The organism is Pantoea sp. B566, assembly GCF_024793925.1.
Lineage (GTDB): Bacteria > Pseudomonadota > Gammaproteobacteria > Enterobacterales > Enterobacteriaceae > Pantoea > Pantoea ananatis.
The window spans coordinates 1,634,593-1,653,965 of the sequence record NZ_JANUQL010000003.1; the positions used below are offsets into that span (position 1 = coordinate 1,634,593).

Annotated in this window: 19 protein-coding genes; 12 read left to right on the plus strand and 7 right to left on the minus strand. The window is 53.7% G+C overall.

The features are described from left to right. Window positions 1–67: 67 nt before the first annotated feature. Window positions 68–208, minus strand: a complete 141-nt coding sequence (locus NYE92_RS09180; protein ID WP_227008696.1) for a hypothetical protein — start codon at window positions 206–208, stop codon at window positions 68–70. 395 nt (window positions 209–603) lie between these two features. Between NYE92_RS09180 and NYE92_RS09185 the strand changes: the two genes are divergently transcribed. From NYE92_RS09185 to NYE92_RS09195, 3 genes are all read left to right on the plus strand, one after another. Continuing rightward, window positions 604–1,143 carry a GNAT family N-acetyltransferase gene (locus tag NYE92_RS09185; protein WP_013026839.1) on the plus strand — a complete coding sequence of 180 codons (540 nt, stop codon included), beginning with the start codon at window positions 604–606 and terminating at the stop codon, window positions 1,141–1,143. Window positions 1,144–1,343: 200 nt separating this feature from the next. Then, window positions 1,344–2,042, plus strand: a complete 699-nt coding sequence (locus tag NYE92_RS09190; RefSeq protein WP_014594389.1) for a response regulator — start codon at window positions 1,344–1,346, stop codon at window positions 2,040–2,042. Then, window positions 2,039–3,106: an ATP-binding protein gene (locus NYE92_RS09195; RefSeq protein ID WP_014605214.1), complete on the plus strand. Its 1,068-nt coding sequence runs from the start codon at window positions 2,039–2,041 to the stop codon at window positions 3,104–3,106. The genes NYE92_RS09190 and NYE92_RS09195 overlap by 4 nt, the downstream gene beginning before the upstream one ends. Here NYE92_RS09195 and NYE92_RS09200 read toward each other — a convergent pair. Next, a complete protein-coding gene (locus NYE92_RS09200; RefSeq protein ID WP_029569076.1) occupies window positions 3,103–4,047 on the minus strand; it encodes an ATP-grasp fold amidoligase family protein in 945 nt (314 codons plus the stop codon). The two genes, NYE92_RS09195 and NYE92_RS09200, sit on opposite strands and share 4 nt — an antisense overlap. A gap of 537 nt (window positions 4,048–4,584) precedes the next feature. Here NYE92_RS09200 and NYE92_RS09205 point away from each other — a divergent pair. Genes NYE92_RS09205 through NYE92_RS09215 form a run of 3 tightly spaced genes read left to right on the plus strand, consistent with a single transcriptional unit; the run spans window position 4,585 to window position 7,381 of the window. Further along, entirely contained in the window at window positions 4,585–5,583 is a 999-nt protein-coding gene (locus NYE92_RS09205; protein WP_210459502.1) for an ABC transporter substrate-binding protein, read from the plus strand. Next, entirely contained in the window at window positions 5,583–6,620 is a 1,038-nt protein-coding gene (locus tag NYE92_RS09210; protein WP_013026844.1) for an iron ABC transporter permease, read from the plus strand. Before NYE92_RS09205 ends, NYE92_RS09210 begins: the two co-directional genes overlap by 1 nt. Then, window positions 6,620–7,381, plus strand: a complete 762-nt coding sequence (locus tag NYE92_RS09215) for an ABC transporter ATP-binding protein (protein WP_013026845.1) — start codon at window positions 6,620–6,622, stop codon at window positions 7,379–7,381. Before NYE92_RS09210 ends, NYE92_RS09215 begins: the two co-directional genes overlap by 1 nt. Window positions 7,382–7,787: 406 nt before the next feature. Here the strand turns inward: NYE92_RS09215 and NYE92_RS09220 are convergent, their stop codons facing one another. The 4 genes from NYE92_RS09220 to mgtA all read right to left on the minus strand — a co-directional run bounded on the left by NYE92_RS09220 (window position 7,788) and on the right by mgtA (window position 12,755). Continuing rightward, window positions 7,788–8,042 carry a FaeA/PapI family transcriptional regulator gene (locus NYE92_RS09220; protein ID WP_019106315.1) on the minus strand — a complete coding sequence of 85 codons (255 nt, stop codon included), beginning with the start codon at window positions 8,040–8,042 and terminating at the stop codon, window positions 7,788–7,790. 292 nt (window positions 8,043–8,334) lie between these two features. After that, on the minus strand, window positions 8,335–8,808 hold the full coding sequence (locus NYE92_RS09225) for a hypothetical protein (RefSeq protein ID WP_013026847.1): 474 nt from the start codon (window positions 8,806–8,808) through the stop codon (window positions 8,335–8,337). Next, window positions 8,795–9,580 carry a winged helix-turn-helix domain-containing protein gene (locus NYE92_RS09230; protein ID WP_259018886.1) on the minus strand — a complete coding sequence of 262 codons (786 nt, stop codon included), beginning with the start codon at window positions 9,578–9,580 and terminating at the stop codon, window positions 8,795–8,797. The genes NYE92_RS09225 and NYE92_RS09230 overlap by 14 nt, the downstream gene beginning before the upstream one ends. A gap of 472 nt (window positions 9,581–10,052) precedes the next feature. Beyond that, the gene (gene mgtA / locus NYE92_RS09235) at window positions 10,053–12,755 is read right to left on the minus strand and encodes a magnesium-translocating P-type ATPase (RefSeq protein WP_110015947.1); all 2,703 of its coding nucleotides are present in this window, start codon (window positions 12,753–12,755) and stop codon (window positions 10,053–10,055) included. 648 nt (window positions 12,756–13,403) lie between these two features. Here mgtA and NYE92_RS09240 point away from each other — a divergent pair. The 6 genes from NYE92_RS09240 to speG are packed head-to-tail and all read left to right on the plus strand — an operon-like array spanning window position 13,404 to window position 18,939. Continuing rightward, window positions 13,404–14,978, plus strand: a complete 1,575-nt coding sequence (locus tag NYE92_RS09240) for an ABC transporter substrate-binding protein (protein WP_019106312.1) — start codon at window positions 13,404–13,406, stop codon at window positions 14,976–14,978. Continuing rightward, on the plus strand, window positions 14,978–16,030 hold the full coding sequence (locus NYE92_RS09245) for an ABC transporter permease (protein WP_013026851.1): 1,053 nt from the start codon (window positions 14,978–14,980) through the stop codon (window positions 16,028–16,030). The genes NYE92_RS09240 and NYE92_RS09245 overlap by 1 nt, the downstream gene beginning before the upstream one ends. Further along, the gene (locus NYE92_RS09250; protein ID WP_013026852.1) at window positions 16,027–16,884 is read left to right on the plus strand and encodes an ABC transporter permease; all 858 of its coding nucleotides are present in this window, start codon (window positions 16,027–16,029) and stop codon (window positions 16,882–16,884) included. Before NYE92_RS09245 ends, NYE92_RS09250 begins: the two co-directional genes overlap by 4 nt. Beyond that, the gene (locus NYE92_RS09255; protein ID WP_022623562.1) at window positions 16,874–17,704 is read left to right on the plus strand and encodes an ABC transporter ATP-binding protein; all 831 of its coding nucleotides are present in this window, start codon (window positions 16,874–16,876) and stop codon (window positions 17,702–17,704) included. The genes NYE92_RS09250 and NYE92_RS09255 overlap by 11 nt, the downstream gene beginning before the upstream one ends. Then, complete coding sequence (locus NYE92_RS09260) at window positions 17,697–18,380, plus strand: ABC transporter ATP-binding protein (RefSeq protein WP_015699659.1); 684 nt, start codon at window positions 17,697–17,699, stop codon at window positions 18,378–18,380. The genes NYE92_RS09255 and NYE92_RS09260 overlap by 8 nt, the downstream gene beginning before the upstream one ends. A gap of 13 nt (window positions 18,381–18,393) precedes the next feature. After that, window positions 18,394–18,939, plus strand: coding sequence for a spermidine N1-acetyltransferase (speG, locus tag NYE92_RS09265; RefSeq protein WP_013026855.1), 546 nt, complete (start codon window positions 18,394–18,396; stop codon window positions 18,937–18,939). Here speG and NYE92_RS09270 read toward each other — a convergent pair whose 3' ends face one another. Then, window positions 18,940–19,359 (minus strand): hypothetical protein, encoded by a 420-nt coding sequence (locus NYE92_RS09270; RefSeq protein ID WP_015699658.1) that lies wholly within the window; start codon window positions 19,357–19,359, stop codon window positions 18,940–18,942. Window positions 19,360–19,373: the final 14 nt, after the last annotated feature.

Below are 19,373 nucleotides of genomic sequence, written 5' to 3' on the forward strand. Positions count from 1 at the left end.
CTTTTTAAAGTAAGACGCCAGTCTGTCAATTCATCGTGGTGGTAACTGGCTTGTTTGCTGTGTGCATTTACGCCTCCTTTAGTCGGCGCAGCGCGGCCTTATACAGGAGCCGGGTCACGCGCCCGCCCCGGCAGGCCAGCGCATTGGTGGTGACCGCCTCCCAGAACGGCGTCTGGGCGGTTCGCTCATAGCGATTAATCTTTTTCACTGGCCGATACATCGTCGCGATCGCGCTTCTCCCCTTAACGCTTAACGCTTGCTGTAGCGGTGTGACGCCTGAAGGATGCAAACCGGTGGTGAACAGCAGCAAAAATAAAAAGCAAAAAACGGACCTCACTAAATTACGCGGCGTCATCACGAATACTCTCCAATAATGCGCATTATTCCGGAGTGTACCCGCCTGACAATGACCTATTATGTAAAGTTTATGGAGAGAGTATGGATAGGTAAAAATAAAAAAACGTCGCACACCGCGCAATATATTCGATAGACAATTTAAAAGCGCAGGACATAATATATGCTGAACTTTGACAGGGACAGAGATTATCTGGACACAAAATTACAAGGTATTCGCCTTTATTTTATCCCGGGAAAGGGTTTGAGATGAAAATAGCTGAAAGTGAACGCGTCTTCATCAGGCGTTTTTTGCAACAGGATGCTCAGGGCCTGTTAAATTATTTATCCGCGCCTTATCCGGCCTGCTTTTTCGATGAGAAACTGGCCGATCTTGAGGCCGCCGTCAAGGAGGCGCGGAAAAGGAGCATTGACGCCACGCAGTTTGCCCTGTGTCTGCAACAGACAGGCGAATTAATCGGTCATCTTTTTGCCTGCGATGACGAAGAACCGGATGCCCGTACCCGGAACGTGGGATGGTATCTGAATCCTGCCTATCAAGGCCATGGCTATGCTCAGGAAGCCGCAATCTGCCTGTTTAATTATTTATTTCGGATAAAAAATGTCAGGCGGATTTATGCCTATGTCGCCGATGACAACGCGGGTTCGCAGCGATTATGTCAGCGTTTGGGGATGCGGCTGGAAGGATGCTTTAAAGAGCATGTGTCATTCACGGATCACAATGGCATCGCGATTTATGAAAATACGCAGGTTTACGCCATCCTGCAAAGAGAGTGGTGCATCAGCTAATCGGCGTTCCATGCTTTCTGTCGCCGCGTGACGTTGCTTTTCTTTTGGCTAAGGTCTGATTGTGGGTTTCATGCTGTGCGCAGTGCTTTTGCTGGTCTGCCTGTCATGACAGGCGTAATGTTCCTGATGATAGGACGCGCTTCTCCTCCGGCTGTGCTGCCCCATCATCCGCAACAGGTGTTTTTAATTTTGAGGGCGTTATGAGCAACGATAATCTAATCCTTGTGGCAGAGGATGACTTTGAAATCTCTGATATATTAATGAGTTATATCAAACGCGCCGGAATGAAAGCGGTGCATGCGGCAGAGGGGGAAAGCGCTCTGGCCTTAATTAAAACCTTACAGCCTGACCTGGTGCTGCTGGATATCCAGTTGCCGCTAATCGATGGCTGGAATGTGCTTTCAACGTTGCGTAAAGAAAGCAACACGCCGGTGATCATGGTGACCGCGCTGGATCAGGATATTGATAAGCTTATGGGGCTTCGCCTGGGTGCCGATGACTATATCGTTAAACCCTTCAATCCTTCGGAAGTGGTCGCCCGTATTGAGGCCGTGCTGCGCAGAGCAAAAAATCAGGCTGTCCCTCAATCCCTGATCAGAACCCGCTTTATGACCATCTACACCGATGAGTTCTGTGTGGAGATCCACAGCGGTGGGCAGACGTTTACGCCGGTACTGACCACCACAGAATTCAAGCTTCTGACGCATATGGCAAAATATCCCCGTAAGGTCTTCAGCCGTGAAGAGCTGCTCAATGCCTGCCTGCCCGAAAGCGACACGCTCGACAGAACCGTAGACAGCCACATGAGTAAGTTGCGTAAAAAATTTGAAGGCTGTGGCTTAAACGGCGTACCGGAAAGCATTCGTGGGATAGGCTATCGGCTGGGTGAACAGAAGTGAATAAAGATAAAGCGCTCAGTCGGCAAATTCTTCTGTTTATGCTGTCCCTGACGTTCACCATCATTATTGTGGCCGTGGTCGGTTCCTATCTGTTTTACAGCTTCATTATTGAAAACTTCCCCGGCGGTTTGTCCGCCAGCAACAGTGAAAGCATGACGGTCTTTGACTGGGTCTGGATCGCTATCAGCTCGATAATCAGCTTCCTGATTGCCTTACTGTTTGCTTTCAAACTCTCCGCCAAGATACTGAATCCCCTGAGTTCCGTTGCCACCAGTTTGCGCCGGATTTCTCAGGGCGATTTGAGCGCCCGCGCCGCAAACAGTCAGAGCAGCCTGGGGGAGGTGAATACGTTAGTCAGGGACTTTAACGAAATGGCGGAAAAGCTGCAGACGCTGGACAACCAAAGAAAGTCCTGGAATGCGGCGATCGCCCATGAACTCAGAACGCCGGTCACGATTTTACGCGGCAGGCTGCAGGGGCTGGTTGAAGAGGTGTTTGAACCCGATCCGCCGTTGTTCAAAAGCCTGCTGCGGCAGACAGAAGGATTATCACGGCTTATCGACGATTTGCGCGTCGTGGGAGCGGCAGAAGGCGGATCCTTTACGCTGGATGTGAAAGCCGTGGCAATGAGCGATGTGCTGGAAAACGTTGGCGCATCGTTTGGTCACCCGTTTCAGGAGCAGGGATTTAACCTCATCATTGAGCAAAATAATGCCGTTACGCGGTGTGATCCGCTGCGCATTATCCAGTGCCTGACCATTTTATTTGATAACGCGCTTAATTACGCCACGCCGGGCATCGTCAGGGTCCGAAGCGGACATCGGGACAACCTGTTTTTTATTGAGGTGGAAGATACGGGGCCGGGCGTGCCTGACGATTTCCAGCGTCATATGTTTGAGCCGTTTCAACGCGGCGCCGCAGGTCGTGCGATAAACCCGGCGGGATGCGGGCTGGGTTTATCCGTTGCGAAGGCGATTATGCAGGCTCATGGGGGCGATATTCGTTACCGCACATCATCCCAGGGCGGCTCCCTTTTTTTACTGCGCTGGCCTGACGCTGACTAGCGCAAATCCACCTCTGGGCTTGAAGGCAGGCGGAAGGTTTTATGGTACGCCTGCTGTTGCCACATCGCGCCAAGTATCGCGTCCCATTCCTGGGGAATGATTTTGAGCTTACCGCGCTGTGGCGTAAGCGTGATCTCGCTGAAGTACAGGCTGTCGTCCTTCAGCATTAAATCGACCCGGCAATAGTCGATATCTTTTGCCAGCGCCTGCGCAGCAGAGAGGGCGCGATAAAACAGCGCCGGTTCCGGTATAAAAGCCGGATGATGGGGATAGGCTATCTGGAAGGGCTGCAGTTCCCATTTTCTGTTGTACACATTCACGTACTCCCTGCCCTGTTCATCAGTAAAGTCGGCTTCGATAATGCTCGCATTGCCATCGAAGCAGTGAATACGCAACATTTCGGGCGTAGTGCTTCTGTCCCTTCCCTCAAACAGTTCAATATATTCTTCACACAGAATGGTGGGCGTAATGTCTTTGTATTGCCACTCTCGCGTGCAGTAATACATGTTCTTTTTCAGGGCTAAATCCAGCGTTAATAAAGCAGACTGACTATCGAACGCCGTTTTGTCTTTGCAGATTATCGTGCTGCCACTGTCGTGATTGCACTTTAAAACGAAGGTATCGGGCAACGCGGCAAAATCAATCTCTTTAGTGCTTTTATAGGTCTTAATTAAGGGCGCGACCGTGACTTCATCCGTGCGGCTGGCAACGTAGTGACGGACAGCGAGCTTGTCTGCCAGCAGCGTATAAAGCGGCTTCCTGTCATAGAGCAGCCTGTAGCACATTTTTTCATTCAACGTGACAGGATGAATCAGATCCGGCTCTCTGTTTAACAACGGGCGCAGTCGTTGCGTATGGAAAAGTACGTCGCTAATTAAAAAACACCTGATGATTTTGAGGTTATATTCAACATATTTAGCGATATAGTTCAGCGTCTTCATCTTATCCTCCCCGAAAGTGGCAGGATGATAAGCAGAATAGATTGCTGGAGTTTGTGTGAATGATGGAGCAGAGATGGAGCCGCCAGCCCTTGCCGAAAACGTCGCTGGCGCTGCAGACGCGCCGCGCCGGGGCAACGCAGACGCATTCCCGCGTGAGGCGCTCGCAACCTAGTCAGTCAGTCAGTCAGTCAGTCAGTCAGTCAGTCAGTCAGTCAGTCAGTCAGTCAGGAACGCTAAACCGCGCATTGCCGTACTTCACCCTCTTCCTATGGTTAATATTATTTCATCTATCATTACATTAACTATTACTCCTCTAATTGTAATGAAGGGTTTACTCATCTGTTTTAGCTCAGTGTTATTTATTTTAATAATGACCAGGCTGGCACGTTGATTTCTTTCACTCAAATAATTTTTATACATTTCAGCTAAAAGCCAACTCATATAATAATGATTTCTATTTACATTTTAGGTCTGATAAAATCCGCCGCGCCAGAATGTTAAAAGCACGCAGTCTCATTTATTAATGGACATATACTAATGAAAAAAATGCTTAGCCTGTTAAGTTTTATTTTCCTGACAACGAGTTCCGCCTGGGCAACCACCTATCCTCTGACGATTGAAAACTGTGGTCAGAAAGAAACATTCACCAAGGCACCTGAACGCGTGGTGGCGCTTGGGCAGAATACCGCTGAAATTCTGCTGCTGCTGGGACTGCAGGACAAAATGGTGGCCAGCGCATTCTGGCCGACCAAAGTCTTACCGCAGTTAGCGGAACAAAATGCCAAAGTGCCGGTACTGACCGTCGAGATCCCAACGCTGGAATCCATTCTGGCGAAGAACCCCGATTTTGTTGCGGCACAGATCCAGCTGCTGATGGGGCCGAACAGCAAGGTCGCCAAACGTGAAGACTTTGAGTCAGTGGGCATCAACACCTATCTGTCTCCGGGCATGTGTGCCACAAAACAGAACACCGGCGATATCTACGGTAGCCGTGCCACGCTGTGGAATATGTCCTACGTTTATAAAGAGATCGCCGATTTTGCCAAAATCTTTAACGTAGAAGATCGCGGCCAGCAGGTGATCAACGACTTTAAAGCACGCGAAAGCGCCCTGAGAAAAGCCTTCCCGAAAGGTAAGAAAGATCTCTCCTTCCTGTTTTGGTTCTCCAGCTCCTCGCCCTCTGCCGACGCTTACGTCGGCGGTAAGAACGGCGCATCCGGTTTTATTGCCAATGTGTTAGGCGGCCATAATGCGATTACCACTGAAACTGAATGGCCCACCGTGAGCTGGGAAAGCATTATTGCCACCAATCCGGATGTGATCGTTGTGACCAGCCTTGACCGTAATCGCTGGAAACTGGATAACGCCGAAGAAAAGATTAAGTTCCTGAAAAGCGATCCGGCGGTCAGCCAGCTGGATGCGGTGAAGAAAGGCCATATCGTGGTGATGGACGGTCAGGCAATGAACCCGACGATTCGTACCCTTTACGGGGCAGAACAGGTTGGCGAACAGTTACGTAAGATGGGCCTGAATTAATGCGTGAAGGGGTTGTTCAGGCACGACGTGGCATGGGTTTTATTGCTGTCGCAATCATCGCCATCGTCGTGCTGTTTATGGTTATCGCGCTCGGCGTCAGCGTAGGCGAATTATCGATACCGTTGAAATCCGTGGTGTACACCGTGACCAATAAACTGGGTATGACGGATGTGCCCGTGAACCGTATTCACGAAAGCGTTATCTGGGACTTTCGTTTAAGCCGTGCGCTGGTTGCGGCGCTGAGCGGTGCCGGTCTGGCCATTTGCGGTGCTGTACTGCAAAGCCTGTTGAAAAATGCCCTTGCCGAACCTTACGTACTGGGCGTTTCTGCCGGCGCATCGACGGGTGCGGTATTGATCGTGGTCTCGGGCGTCGGGGCCGGTGCGATTTCCCTGTCGCTGGGCGCCTTTACCGGCGCCTTTGCCGCCTTTGCCTTTGTTGCACTACTCACCAATGGCGCACGCGGTGGCACAGAGCGTACCATTCTGGCGGGCGTGGCAGCGTCGCAGCTTTTCAATGCGATTACCGCCTATACCATCAGTACTTCAGCCAATGCCCAACAGGCGCGTGACGTGATGTTCTGGTTGTTGGGTAGCTTTAGCGGCGTGCGCTGGCCTGAGTTTCAGCTGGTTTTGGTGATAGTGGTCATCGGTTTAGCGGTCTGCCTGTACTATTCCCGCGCGCTGGACGCATTTACCTTTGGTGACGACGCCGCCGCCTCGCTGGGGATTCCGGTCGGCGTGGTGCGTCTGGTGCTGTTCACGGCAACCGCCCTGATGACCGCCACGATTGTCAGTATGGCTGGCTCGATCGGTTTTGTCGGCCTGGTCGTTCCCCACGTGATGCGCTTCTTTTTCGGCCCGCTACACAGCCGCTTACTGATTGCCTGTGCCATCGCCGGCGCGATTCTGATGGTCCTGGCGGATATTGCTTCACGTATGTTGATTGCGCCGCAGAGCCTGCCGGTTGGCGTCGTGACCGCGCTGGTTGGCGTGCCTTTCTTTGCAATTATTATTTATCGCTCCAGGACGCAATAATGAGCATCAGCGCGGAAAATCTTACCTGGCGGGTAGGAAAAAAAGTCATCGTTAACGATGTATCCCTGGCGGTCTCGTCGGGCGAAACCGTGGGCTTACTGGGGCCGAACGGCTCCGGTAAATCGTCGCTGCTGCGCCTGCTGGCCGGTCTGCGTAAGCAACACACGGGCAAAGTGATGCTGGATGGCAAGGATCTGTCCCTGATTGCCAGAAAGCAGCTTGCCCGCCGTGTGGCTTTTGTTGAGCAACATGCGTTAACCAGCGCCAATATGACCGTACGTGATGTCGTAAAGCTTGGAAGGATCCCGCATCACTCCCCTTTTTCCAGTTGGACACATCACGATGATGAGATAGTCGAAGCCGCGCTGACGCGGGTGGATATGTGCTCACGCTGCGATCAGGGCTGGCAGAGCCTGTCCGGCGGTGAACGCCAGCGCGTACACATCGCCAGAGCATTAGCCCAGGCGCCCAATGAAATTCTGCTTGATGAGCCCACTAACCACCTGGATATTCACCATCAGCTCCAGTTGATGAAGCTCATTAGCGAGCTTCCGGTCACCAGCATTGTCGCCATTCACGATCTGAATCATGCGGCGCTGTTTTGTGACCGGCTGATTGTGATGCTGGAGGGCGAACTGATTGCGCAGGGAACGCCTGATGAGATACTCACAGAGTCGCTTCTGTGGGACGTGTTCAAGGTCAGGACGAAAATCGAGACGTCGCCCGTCCATGGCAAGAAGCATATTCATTACTATGCCTGATTCAGTGCTGCGTTAAATGTTTAACGCGATGTCACCGTTTCCGCTGCGCCCGGCCAGCCGTTTGTGATCGCCTGTTCTGCCTGCCGGTTTGTGTTTACTCTCAGCTTTTATTCGGTCGTGCCCCTTCAGGCCGCTTTCTGTGCAAGGACGGGCTGCTTGTCGGGCTGCCAGACTGGTCGCGTGCTACGGCGCACTTGAGACGAGGGCGTTTTTGCCGTGCTGGCCGAAATCTCATCATGGGCAGCCAGCTTGCTGCTGCGCTACTCCCCTTTCCCCAGGCCATACTAAGCTGGCGCTTTTTCCTTTCATGCACGCCGTTGCCATGCTGATAATGTGTTGTCCCTTAAAAAAAGCGTAGCGTTCAGGGCTGGGCCTGTTATCACGACAGAAATAAGATAATTAAAATTCAGAGGATGAACCACTTGCAGGATTTACGCCCGGGTTCTTTTTTTAATAAACCACTGTTTTCCAGTTTCAATAACCAGTTTCGCGCAGCATAAATAGACATATCGCATTCATCCGCGACATCACGAGTCATTATTCCTTCCGCCTGGCGCTTTATCAGGCACATCATCACATCTTTCATTTTTGGTTTTTTTTCCGTTTCCTGAAGCTGATTCCATTTCGCCTCACACTGAATTTTATAAGCTAAATTTTTCATCGCTGGCTCCCCGTAAGGTAAAAATCCGACTTCATTTTCGAAATCAAACGCTTGTATAAGCGCGTATCGGCGACGGCTCTCTGCCACAACCGACCGCAATCTTAACCGACGATGCAATTTAACAATTACCACCCTCAGGCAACCACAAACACTTATCCATGCCTGTTTTTAGATTTAATACTCTGAATTTATAAATAAACACAAAATAATAAACCAGACAAAGGCAGCGGTGAGGCAAGAAGAATGAGGACAGGCGAGCGGCAGGCAAGCTCGTGCCCGTCCGGTCAATCCGTTAGCGGGTGTGACAGACAATCAGTGGCAATACACGGCTACCGATAAGTACGGCATCGTTCATACCGGTTATTTTGCTGATATAAAGATAGGAGAAGTTGGTATTCAATACGCTGTCAGGAACATTATCCCGCAGACCCGGATGAAGGGTGAAATGATTGAGTTTATACAGAGACTGAATATAAGGTGAATAGTGGAATTCGGCATTACGCCTTAATACGTAATCCTTGCCATTTTTATGTACGATGCCATCAACGGAGACCATTGCGTCGCCAGAATAACGCAGCGTCAGCACAAAACTGGCGTCCAGATGAAAGTCAGTGGCGGCATCGCGCTGCTGTAAATTAGCCGCGCAGGTAAATTCAAACATGTCACTGTGCGATCGCACGTAATAATAGCTGGCATAAATGACCACGCCCGCCAGGGCAATGATGAGGCACAGCAATAAGGCGAGGCGTCGTTTAGGGTTTATCATTATCTGGCCTCCATCCCAGCTCGGTATAATTTGAGCACGCTATTTTTTCGTCTTTCGTTCTCACGCAGTACGAGACATAGACGTTGCCGCTGTGGCCTGCCGTGACATTTCTGTCCACATAAAACATATACTGACCGCCCTTCTGACACGCCATTCCGCTGTCTGTAATCAGCTTGTGCCACACGCGTTCAGCAGGAAAGGTCGATTCACCGGAGTGAACGGGAAGATAAAAGACGTCACAGCCATCAAGCCGGGCGACGCTGACGAGCGTGATGCTTTTCTCTTTCAGAAGCAGCGGAATAAGAAGCACGCCGAGTAACAGCAAGATAAAACCGCCAGACAGCCAGTAGGCGCGCGGGCTGCGTCGCGTAACGGATGTGGAAGTGGAAGTGGACGCCGGTTCGCCCGCGGGATTTGGGGGCTGGAGGGCCAATTTTTGGATGCGAATGGCGGGATTGAAAACGAAGCCCACCTTGTACACCGTGGTAATCGCCTCCTGCTCTATGCCCAGTGAAGACAGCCCGCGTCGAATGGCGGAAACGTAGGCATTGAGGCTGTTGGAAGAAGGCGTTGCGCCCGTCTCTTGCCAGAAGTTATCCAGGATCTGCTCGCGGGCCAGCACGACGCCGGCGCTTTTCAGGAACATTTCCAGTAAATGGTTGCAGGCAGGCGATAGCGGCACGCTGGTCTCGCTGGAATCCACCAGGCATAGCAGGCCCTGAGCCGGTATAAACCGCACCAAATCGTCAATCACGTACTCCGTTTGTTGCATCCCGTTCTCCGGCAACAAACTGCGTGTTTAATCAATAAGCAACACATGCGTGGCAATAAACCCTTATCGGCATGGGACAAAAGCGCAATGGCTCGCGAAGGCACACAAACGGTGAATGCGGAATTCGCTACGGCAGGACCCGGCCCTCGTCGAGGCGATCGCAGGTTCAGGTGGTTAACAACCTGCACCCGCGGCAGTGAACGCGGCCTGCCCCATACCGGCTCACCTCAAGATCCCCCGACGCTGGCGCGGTGAATAATGTGCAAATTGTATCAGAGAAATCTGGCGGGAGAGAGGGAATGACCAGTAGCTTGCTTACATTTATGGCATCACTTTCGACGGATTGATCCAAAACAAAGTGTGCGATCGGCAGCAATGCGGGGAGAGTACGGTGGGCGGTGGATGCCTTGCCAACGCGGTTTCGGCATCCACCTGTCGTTTATGACGTTATCGGTTTATTCCTGCAGGCAGATTAATACCAGCGGCCGAAACGTTTGATATAAAACATTTTCATTCCCTGCGCGACCAGGCAGTAGCTGAATAGCGTCAGCACCAGCCAGGGGAAATAGTGCCATGGCAGGGGCACTAACCCGACCATTGCGCCAAGCGACGAGAACGGCAGCAGAATACCGGCGGCGGAAATACCCAGCGTGGTCAGCAGCACTGGTAACCGGGCACAGCTCTGAACAAAGGGGATTTTCTGCGTCCGTAACATGTGCACCACCAGCGTCTGGGACAGTAAACCCTCAACAAACCAGCCGGACTGGAACAGCGACTGCGCACCGGCGTGATTGGCGCCAAACACATACCACATCAGCGCAAAGGTTGTGACATCGAAAATGGAAGAGGTTGGCCCCATCCACAGCATAAAACGTTTGATGTTACCCGCATCCCATTTACGCGGTTTGCGCAGAAACTCGCGATCCATTTTATCCCAGGGCAACGCCAACTGAGAGACGTCATACATCAGGTTCTGAATCAGTAACTGCACAGAGAGCATGGGCAGAAAAGGAATAAACGCACTCGCTATCAGCACGGAAAACACGTTGCCGAAATTCGAACTGGCCGTCATGTTCAGGTACTTGATGATATTGCCAAAGGTCTCACGCCCTTTCAGTACGCCTTCGCCCAGTACCGCTAAGTCTTTTTCCAGCAAAATAATGTCGGACGACTCTTTGGCGATATCTGTCGCGCTGTCGACCGAAATGCCGACATCCGCCTCGCGCAGCGCGGGCGCATCATTAATGCCATCGCCAAGAAAGCCAACGGTATGTCCATTCTGTTGCAGTAATTTAAGCACGCGTGACTTCTGCTGAGGCGTAAGTTTGGTGAAGATCATGCAGCGCTCGACGTCGCGGCGCAGCTCGTCGTCACTCATAGCCTCGATTTCATTACCGGTCAGCATGGCTTCTGAAGCCAGCCCGATTTCCTGACAGACGCGCATCGTCACAAGGGGATTATCGCCGGTCAGCACTTTTACGCGAATTCCGCTGTCTTTCAGTGCCTGTATCGCCTTGCCCGCGCTCTCTTTGGGCGGATCAAGGAATGTCAGCAGGCCTTCAATCGTTAATTCGCACTCATCTTCACGGCTGAGCGGCACCGATATCCCGTGCTCACGCGTAGCCACCAGCAGCACACGAAAACCCTGCTGGTTATAATGCCGGGTCAGCGCGAGCAGCTCTGCGCGCTTTTGCTCGCACAGTGGAAGAGTGGTATCGCCCTGACGTAGCGTGGTCGCCGCTGCCAGCATTTCTTCTACAGCGCCTTTGCAGATGAGCAACGGGCGGTGGCTTTGCAAATCCTCCACGATGACCGAGACACGACGACGAACGAAGTCGAAAGGAAGCTCATCCACTTTCTGAAACTGGCTGCACTGCGCTTTAGACAGCGTTTGCTCACCAAACTTCAGCACGGCGCGATCCATTAAATTTTTCGCACCGCTCTGGCTGCTGCTGTTAAGCCATGCCAGCAGCAGGACGCGGGCATCCTCTTCATCGTTAGCGTTGAGATGCGCCGACAGCAAAATATTGTCCTGTGTCAGCGTGCCGGTTTTATCAGTACAGAGCACATCCATTGCTCCCAGGTTCTGAATGGCGTTCAGGCGTTTAACAATCACTTTTCGGCGCGACATCGCAATGGCGCCTTTTGCCAGATTGGCGCTGACAATCATGGGCAGCATTTCCGGTGTCAGGCCCACCGCAACGGCCAGCGCGAACAGCATGGCATCCATCCAGTCGCCCTTGGTAAAGCCGTTCAGCAGTAAGACAATCGGCACCATCACCAACATAAAACGGATGAGGAGTCTGGAAACGCTGTTCACGCCGCGGTCAAACGATGTCTGTGGACGGCGGCCGGACAGAGAGGCCGCCAGCGAACCAAACCAGGTCTCGCTGCCGGTGGCGACCACTAATGCTCTGGCCGTGCCGCTGGCAACATTGGTCCCCATCAGGCAGCTGTTTTTCAGCTCAAGCACGCTGCGACCGGGTTGCTCTTCAATCTCCACGCCTGCGCTGAGATCGTTTTTTTCTACCGGCAGGGATTCCCCAGTCAGGATCGCCTGACTGATGAACAGATCGCGTGAGGTCAGCAGGCGCACATCGGCAGGCACCAGATCGCCCGCGCTCAGTAAAATGACATCCCCCGGCACCAGTTCGCGCATATCGATATCGTAGCGACGGGAGATTGCACAGCCCTCTTCCCGACGCAGCACGGTCACCTGAGTGCGCACCAGAGATTTCAGCGCCTGAGCGGCACGATTGGTGCGAAACTCCTGCCAGAAACGCAGCAGCCCGCTCAGCGTCACCATGGTAAGAATAATCGTCACGCCCGAGAGATCGGTTTCCTGACCAGCCCGCAACGGCAGCCAGTAATCCGTTATAAAGCTCACCAGTGCCAGAACCATCAGCACATAAATAAACGGATTATTGAATGCCGTAATCAGCTGGATAAACGCAGAGGGCGCCTTCTCATGCATGACTTCATTACGACCATAGTCATTGAGCCGCGCGCTGGCTTCCACATGGGTCAGCCCCTCAAAGCTGCTGTGCAGATTCGTCAGCGTCACATCGGTGCGATAACGTGCTTCACGTTCAATGGCATAAGGGGTGTTTGATTTTTTTGCTGCACGATGCGCATGGTAAGCCATCGCGGCTTGTTCGAGTTTCATGTCGCTCATGTCGACATCTCCCTGATTTAAAGCAACAGATATCCTGCATGCCAAATAATGCATGCCTGGTTTTCCGGTGATTACCGGTTTATTGAATCAGCCCGTCTCTTAGAAAAAGTTATTTTCCCCACCCTGCGGCCGTAATATCAGGCCGACAGATGTCGGGCCTTGCGAAATAAACGCAAAGCAAAAGAAAGCTGAAAGTGAAAGGGTGCGCAGCCCACAGCTACGCCTGTCGAGGCGGAGGAAAAAGTGCCAGAATATACATCAACATAGCGTGCTCTCGCGGTGACTACAGCGTTAATTTCAAGGAGAGCAATCGTGATCTAAAGAAAGGATTGCTGCCCGCCGTGTGGCAAGCAGCGAAATGCAGTTAGCTTGCCGGAGTTAAATCGCGTTTAGGGTGACTGTCCAATGTATGACTCCTGCAAATATTTTCACGTAGTATAAACGCCGGGCCCTTCGGGTAAAGGAAAATAACCGCTCAATTGCCATCTCGTTTATTAACCGTTTCTGTTTCGCACAGCCGTTTTGTTTGCGTCTTATAACCGGGCTGCATTTGTTATAACTTTTTTGCATATCATTAGCCGATAATGGACTATTCTTTGCATGAGCCCTTTCGTACACTCGCGTTACTTTCTCAGGCAAGGATTTTCCATGAAAAAAATAATTCCATCACTACTGGCCTTGTCACTGGCCACCGCCTTTAGCGTCAATGCTGCCACACCAAAAGATACGTTAGTCGTGGTGCAGTCGACCGATGATGCCGACAGCTTCGATCCGGCGAAGGGATTTGAACTCACCAGCGTACAGGCGTTCACCAATATTTATCAGCGGCTGGTCCAGTCCGACCCGCAGAACCCAATTGATTTAAAACCCACGCTGGCAACGTCCTGGCAGCCAGGCAGTGACAATCGCAGCCTGACATTTGCGTTGCGTAAAGACGCTAAATTCTCCAGCGGCAATCCACTGCGTCCGGAAGATGTGATCTTCTCGCTGGGTCGCGTCGTGAAACTGAATCTGGATCCCTCCTTTATTCTTACCCAGCTCGGCTGGAATAAAGATAATGTGGATAGCTTCCTGAAAAAGGTCGATGACGACCATGTGCAAATCAGTTGGACGGCCGACGTCAGCCCGGCCTATGTGCTGAGCCTGCTGTCAGCACCAGTGTCCTCCATCGTCGATGAAAAAACCGTTAGCGCGCACGCCGAAAAAGGCGATTTGGGGAACGGCTGGCTGGCTACGCACTCCGCCGGTAGCGGCCCGTATCAGATTCGCAAGGTCGTGATGCACCAGGCCGTGATCCTGACCGCCAATCCGACCTCTCCAGCCGGGGCGCCAAAGATCAAAAATATTCTGATCAAGAACGTGCCGGAACCCGCGGCCCGCCGTCTGCTGCTTGAGCAAGGTGATGCAGACATCGCCCGTAATCTGGGGGCCGATCAGATCGCCTCGCTGCAGGGCAAAAGCGGTGTGAAAACCGAAGCCATTCCGATGGCCTCGCTGTATTACATTCAGTTCAACATCGGCAACAAAAACAACGCCGCCTTAAAAAATCCGGCCTTCTGGGAAGCCGCGCGCTACCTGTTTGACTACAAGGGCATTGCCGGACAGCTGCTGAAAGGCCAGTTCGATGTGCACCAGACGTTTCTGCCGAAAGGTTTTCTGGGTGCATTAAACGACAACCCCTACAGTTACGATCCTGAAAAAGCCAAAACGATTCTGAAAAAGGCCGGCCTGACTAACGTCAGCTTCACCCTGTCTACCAGCAATCAGCCTCCCTACCTGGATATCGCTCAGGCCCTGCAGGGCAGCTTTGCCAAGGGCGGCGTGAAAGTGGAAGTGTTACCGGGACTGAGCTCTGAAGTCTCGACCCGCGTCAAAGCGCATAATTACGAAGGCACGATCAACGCCTGGGGCGCAGACTACTTTGATCCGAACACCAACGCCGCGTCATTTGCCTATAACCCGGAAGATGGCAGCAAGACGATTGCTTACCGTTCCGACTGGCACATTCCGGAGCTGAACAAACAGGTGCTGGCGGCAACGGCTGAAAGCGATCCGAAAAAACGCGTTGAGCTGTATCAGGCCATGCAGCGTGAAGTGCTGAAAAGCTCGCCTTATGTGATTGGCCTGCAGGCGAAAAACCTCATCGCCCTGCGCGATAACCTCAAGGGCTATGTTCAGGGCATTAACCCGGACATGGTTTACTACTCGCAGGTAACGAAGTAATGGCACAGTCTGCCTCTTCTGCCGGGCCCGCCCGGCATGTCTGGCGGCGCGTTGGCCGCCTTTCATCAGGCTTGCTGTCGCTGGCGATCACCCTGCTGGGTTTGCTGGCGTTCACCTTTATGCTGTCGCATCTGTCCCCTATCGATCCGGTACAGCAAATCGCTGGCGATCATGCCAGCGAAGCGACCTACGCGCAGGTGCGTCACGATCTGGGATTAGATCAGCCGGTACTGATGCAGTTCTGGCACTACATTGAACACCTGCTGCGCGGCGATCTCGGCGTATCCCGCCTGACCAACCAGCCGGTGAGCAGCGACCTGCTTCAGACGTTTCCGGCCACTATCGAGCTGGCGACCTGCGCGATGATTTTTGCCGTCATCTTTGGCGTTTCACTGGCACTGATTGCCGCGTGGAAACCCGGCAGCTGGATTGATAACGTCGCCCGCTTTATCTCCCTGCTGGGCTACTCTGTGCCGGTTTTCTGGCTGGGCCTGCTGGGCCTGTTGCTGTTTTATGCGGTTCTGCACTGGTCTGCCGGACCTGGGCGGCTGGATGATATCTGGGCCTATACGCTGGAGCCGAAAACCGGCTTCGTGCTGATTGACAGCTGGCTGTCGGGTGACCGGGAAATATTCTGGAATGCGGTGGCGCACTTATGGTTACCGGTGGTGATCCTGGGCCTCCTGGCGATGGCAGGCATCACCCGCCTGCTGCGCGCGGCGCTGCTGGAAGAGAGCAGCAAAGAGTATGTGGTGCTGGCACGAGCCAAAGGCGCGGGACGGGGGCGCATTCTGTTGCGCCATATTTTCCCTAACGTGCTCGGCACCCTGATTACCGTGATTGCGCTCTCTTACGCGACCTTGCTGGAAGGCTCGGTCCTGACGGAAACCGTATTTGCCTGGCCCGGCGTGGGGCGCTACATGACCAATGCGCTTTTCTCTGGCGATGTGCCGGCGATTTTAGGCGCCACCTTACTGATCGGCGGCTGCTTTATCCTGATTAACGCGCTGGCGGATGCCCTCACCTGGTTAACCGACCCGAGAACACGATGACGCAACAACTCACTGAACTTGAAACGGTGCGACCCCGTCGCCGCCGTCGCCGCATCACCTCGTTAACCATTGGATTGACGCTGGTGACGATTGTGATTCTGATGGCAGTGCTGGCCCCGCTTATTGCCCCTTACGATCCGAATCTGCAAACCATCGCCAGCCGGTTGCTGCCCCCTTCGGCTGCACACTGGTTCGGCACCGATGGATTTGGTCGCGATTTACTCTCCCGGGTGATTTATGGCGCGCGCCCTACGCTGCTGCTGGTCTCGCTGATCCTGGTTCTGACCATTCCGGTTGGCCTGTTGGTGGGGATCACCGCGGGTTACGCGGGCGGCTGGACCGAGCGCGTATTAATGCGCATTACGGATATTTTTCTGTCGCTGCCCAACCTGGTGATTGCGCTGGCGCTGGTCGCAATGATGGGACCGGGACTGATGAACGGCGCGCTGGCTCTGGCGCTGACCAGTTGGCCTCCGTTTGCCCGCCAGGCACGAGCCGAAACCCTGGCGCTGCGCCGCAGCGACTATCTGGCGGCGGCCCGAATGCAGGGGATTACCGGTTTTCGCCTGATGTTCGGCCATATTCTGCCGCTGTGCCTGCCCACCGCGGTGGTGCGCGCCGCACTCAGCCTGGGTGGGATTATTCTGGCGGCCGCCGGACTGGGCTTCCTTGGCATGGGCGTGCAACCGCCGACCGCCGAGTGGGGTTCAATGGTGGCAGAAGGCAGTAAGGTCATATTTGACCAGTGGTGGGTCGCTGCTGCACCCGGCGCGGCCATTCTGTTTGCCAGCCTGGCCTTTAACCTGACAGGCGATGGCCTGCGTGACCGACTGGATACCCGACATGCAAAATAACATTCTGGTAGAGTCGCTCAGCATCCGCAGCGACGACGCGACGCTGGTCGATAACATTAGCTTTTCTATCGGGCGTGAGCGCGTGGCGCTGGTCGGCGAATCCGGCTCCGGCAAATCCCTTACTGCACGAACCCTGATGGGACTGCTGTCTCCGTCACTGCATCTGCAAGCTACCCAGCTCCAGGTCGCCGGTGAAAATGCCCTGACCCTGAACGAACGCAGCTGGAGTAAGCTTCGTGGCGATCGCGTGGCCATGGTGATGCAGGATCCCAAGTATGCGCTGAACCCGGCGCGGACGATCGGCTGGCAGGTTGAAGAACCGCTGATTCTGCATCGCCGCCTGAGTCGGGCGGAACGAAAAGAAAAAGTCTGCGATATGCTGGACGCGGTGGGCCTGCCCGATCCGCGAGCCCTGATGCAGTTCTATCCGCATCAGCTTTCGGGCGGCATGGGCCAGCGCGTGATGCTGGCGATCGCCCTGATTACCGATCCGGCTTTTTTGATTGCGGATGAGCCGACCTCCGCGCTGGATCACGCCATGCGCGATCAGGTGCTGTCGCTGATCCGCCAGCTGGTTGAGTCACGCAACATGGGCCTGCTACTGATTAGCCACGACCTGCAACAGGTTTCGGAACACTGCGAGCGGGTTATGGTGATGTACAAAGGCCGGGTGCTGGATACGCTGCCGGCCGCCGATCTGCCTCAGGCCACGCATCCCTACACCCGTACGCTGTGGTCATGCCGTCCCAGTAAAGCAACACATGGACAACCGCTGCCGGTTCTGGACCGCGCGGCGCTGGAGGCCAACCACAATGATTAATTTGCATAACCTCAGTGTGTCACACAAACAGGGTTACGATCTCCGCACGGTGGTGCACGACGTGAATCTACAGGTGAACGCCAGTGAGTGCTTTGGCCTGGTCGGCCCGTCCGGCTGTGGTAAATCGTCGCTGCTGTGGGTTATGGCTGGACTGAATCCCCACTGGCAGGGCGAGATGCAGCTGGCCGGGCATCCGGTGCAGCCAGGCAAAACCTTTACCGGTGCGCTGCGCCAGGACGTGCAAATGGTGTTTCAAGACCCTTATGCTTCCCTGCATCCGCGCCACCGTTTGCGCCGCACGCTGGCTGAGCCGCTCAGGCTGCTTAAGCAGGATAACATTGACGATCGTATTGATGACAGATTTCGCCATGTCGGGCTGGACCCGTCGTTAGCCGATCGTTATCCTCATCAGCTGTCCGGCGGCCAGCGTCAGCGCGTGGCGATTGTTCGCGCTCTGTTGCTGCAGCCCAAAATACTGCTGCTGGATGAGCCGACATCAGCACTGGATATGTCAATACAGGCTGAAATCCTCAATCTGCTTAACGATCTCAAGCGTCAGGATGGCCTGACCATGGTTCTGGTGAGTCACGATCCTGACGTGATTGACCATATGTGTGACCGTGCCGTACGCATGGCGCAGGGGCGGATCGTTGAGCACATTGCCGCTCCAGCCTAAGTAAGGAAAGATAATGACCATCAGACTCCGCCCGCTGGAAAGAGAAGATCTGCACTTTGTGCACCAGCTTGATAACAATGCCAGCGTCATGCGCTACTGGTTCGAAGAGCCGTATGAGGCTTTTGTTGAGCTGTCCGATCTCTACGACAAACACATTCACGATCAGACCGAGCGACGTTTCGTGGTGGAACATGAGGGGCAAAAAGCGGGAATGGTGGAACTGGTCGAAATTAACCATGTCCATCGCCGTGCTGAGTTTCAGATCATCATCGATCCGACCCATCAGGGCAAAGGCCTGGCAACCCAGGCCGCCCGCCTGGCGATGGATTACGGTTTCTCAGTCCTCAACCTGTACAAGCTGTACCTGATTGTCGATCAGGAAAATGAGAAAGCGATCCATATCTACAGCAAACTCGGTTTTGAGATCGAAGGCGTGCTAAAACACGAATTCTTTATCAATGGCGAGTACCGCAATACGATCCGTATGTGCATTTTCCAGCATCAGTATCTGGAACGGCATAAAACCCAGGGCAGCATGGTCAAACCCACTGCCCAGTAATCAGCCGCGCGCGCCGACCGGATTCATGTAAGGGCTGGGATGCTCTGGCTCGAGGTTGTACATGCCGCCATAGAACGGATCCACCAGTAACCAACCGGGTAAACCCAGCAGGGGAATATTTCCCAGCAGATACCAGAGGTTGGCGCGGGCCTCAATTGGCACCGTTACTGGCACATAGCCCGGACTTTCCAGCATCAGCAGATAGTGTTTTTTGCCAAAGTAGCGGTGGTTGGATTTCTCCAGGACGACGGTTTTCGGCGTGTATCCTTCCGCAACCGGGCGGCCGTTTTCATCCTGCACGGTAAAACGCGCGCCCGGCGGCTGTGAATCGATCAGAACCGATTGAGTTTCAGTGCCAACAATGGTGGCGCAGCCGCTCAGAAGCATCGCGGCGGCAAGCGCCAGAATGTGCTGTTTCATGGAAGGATCCGATA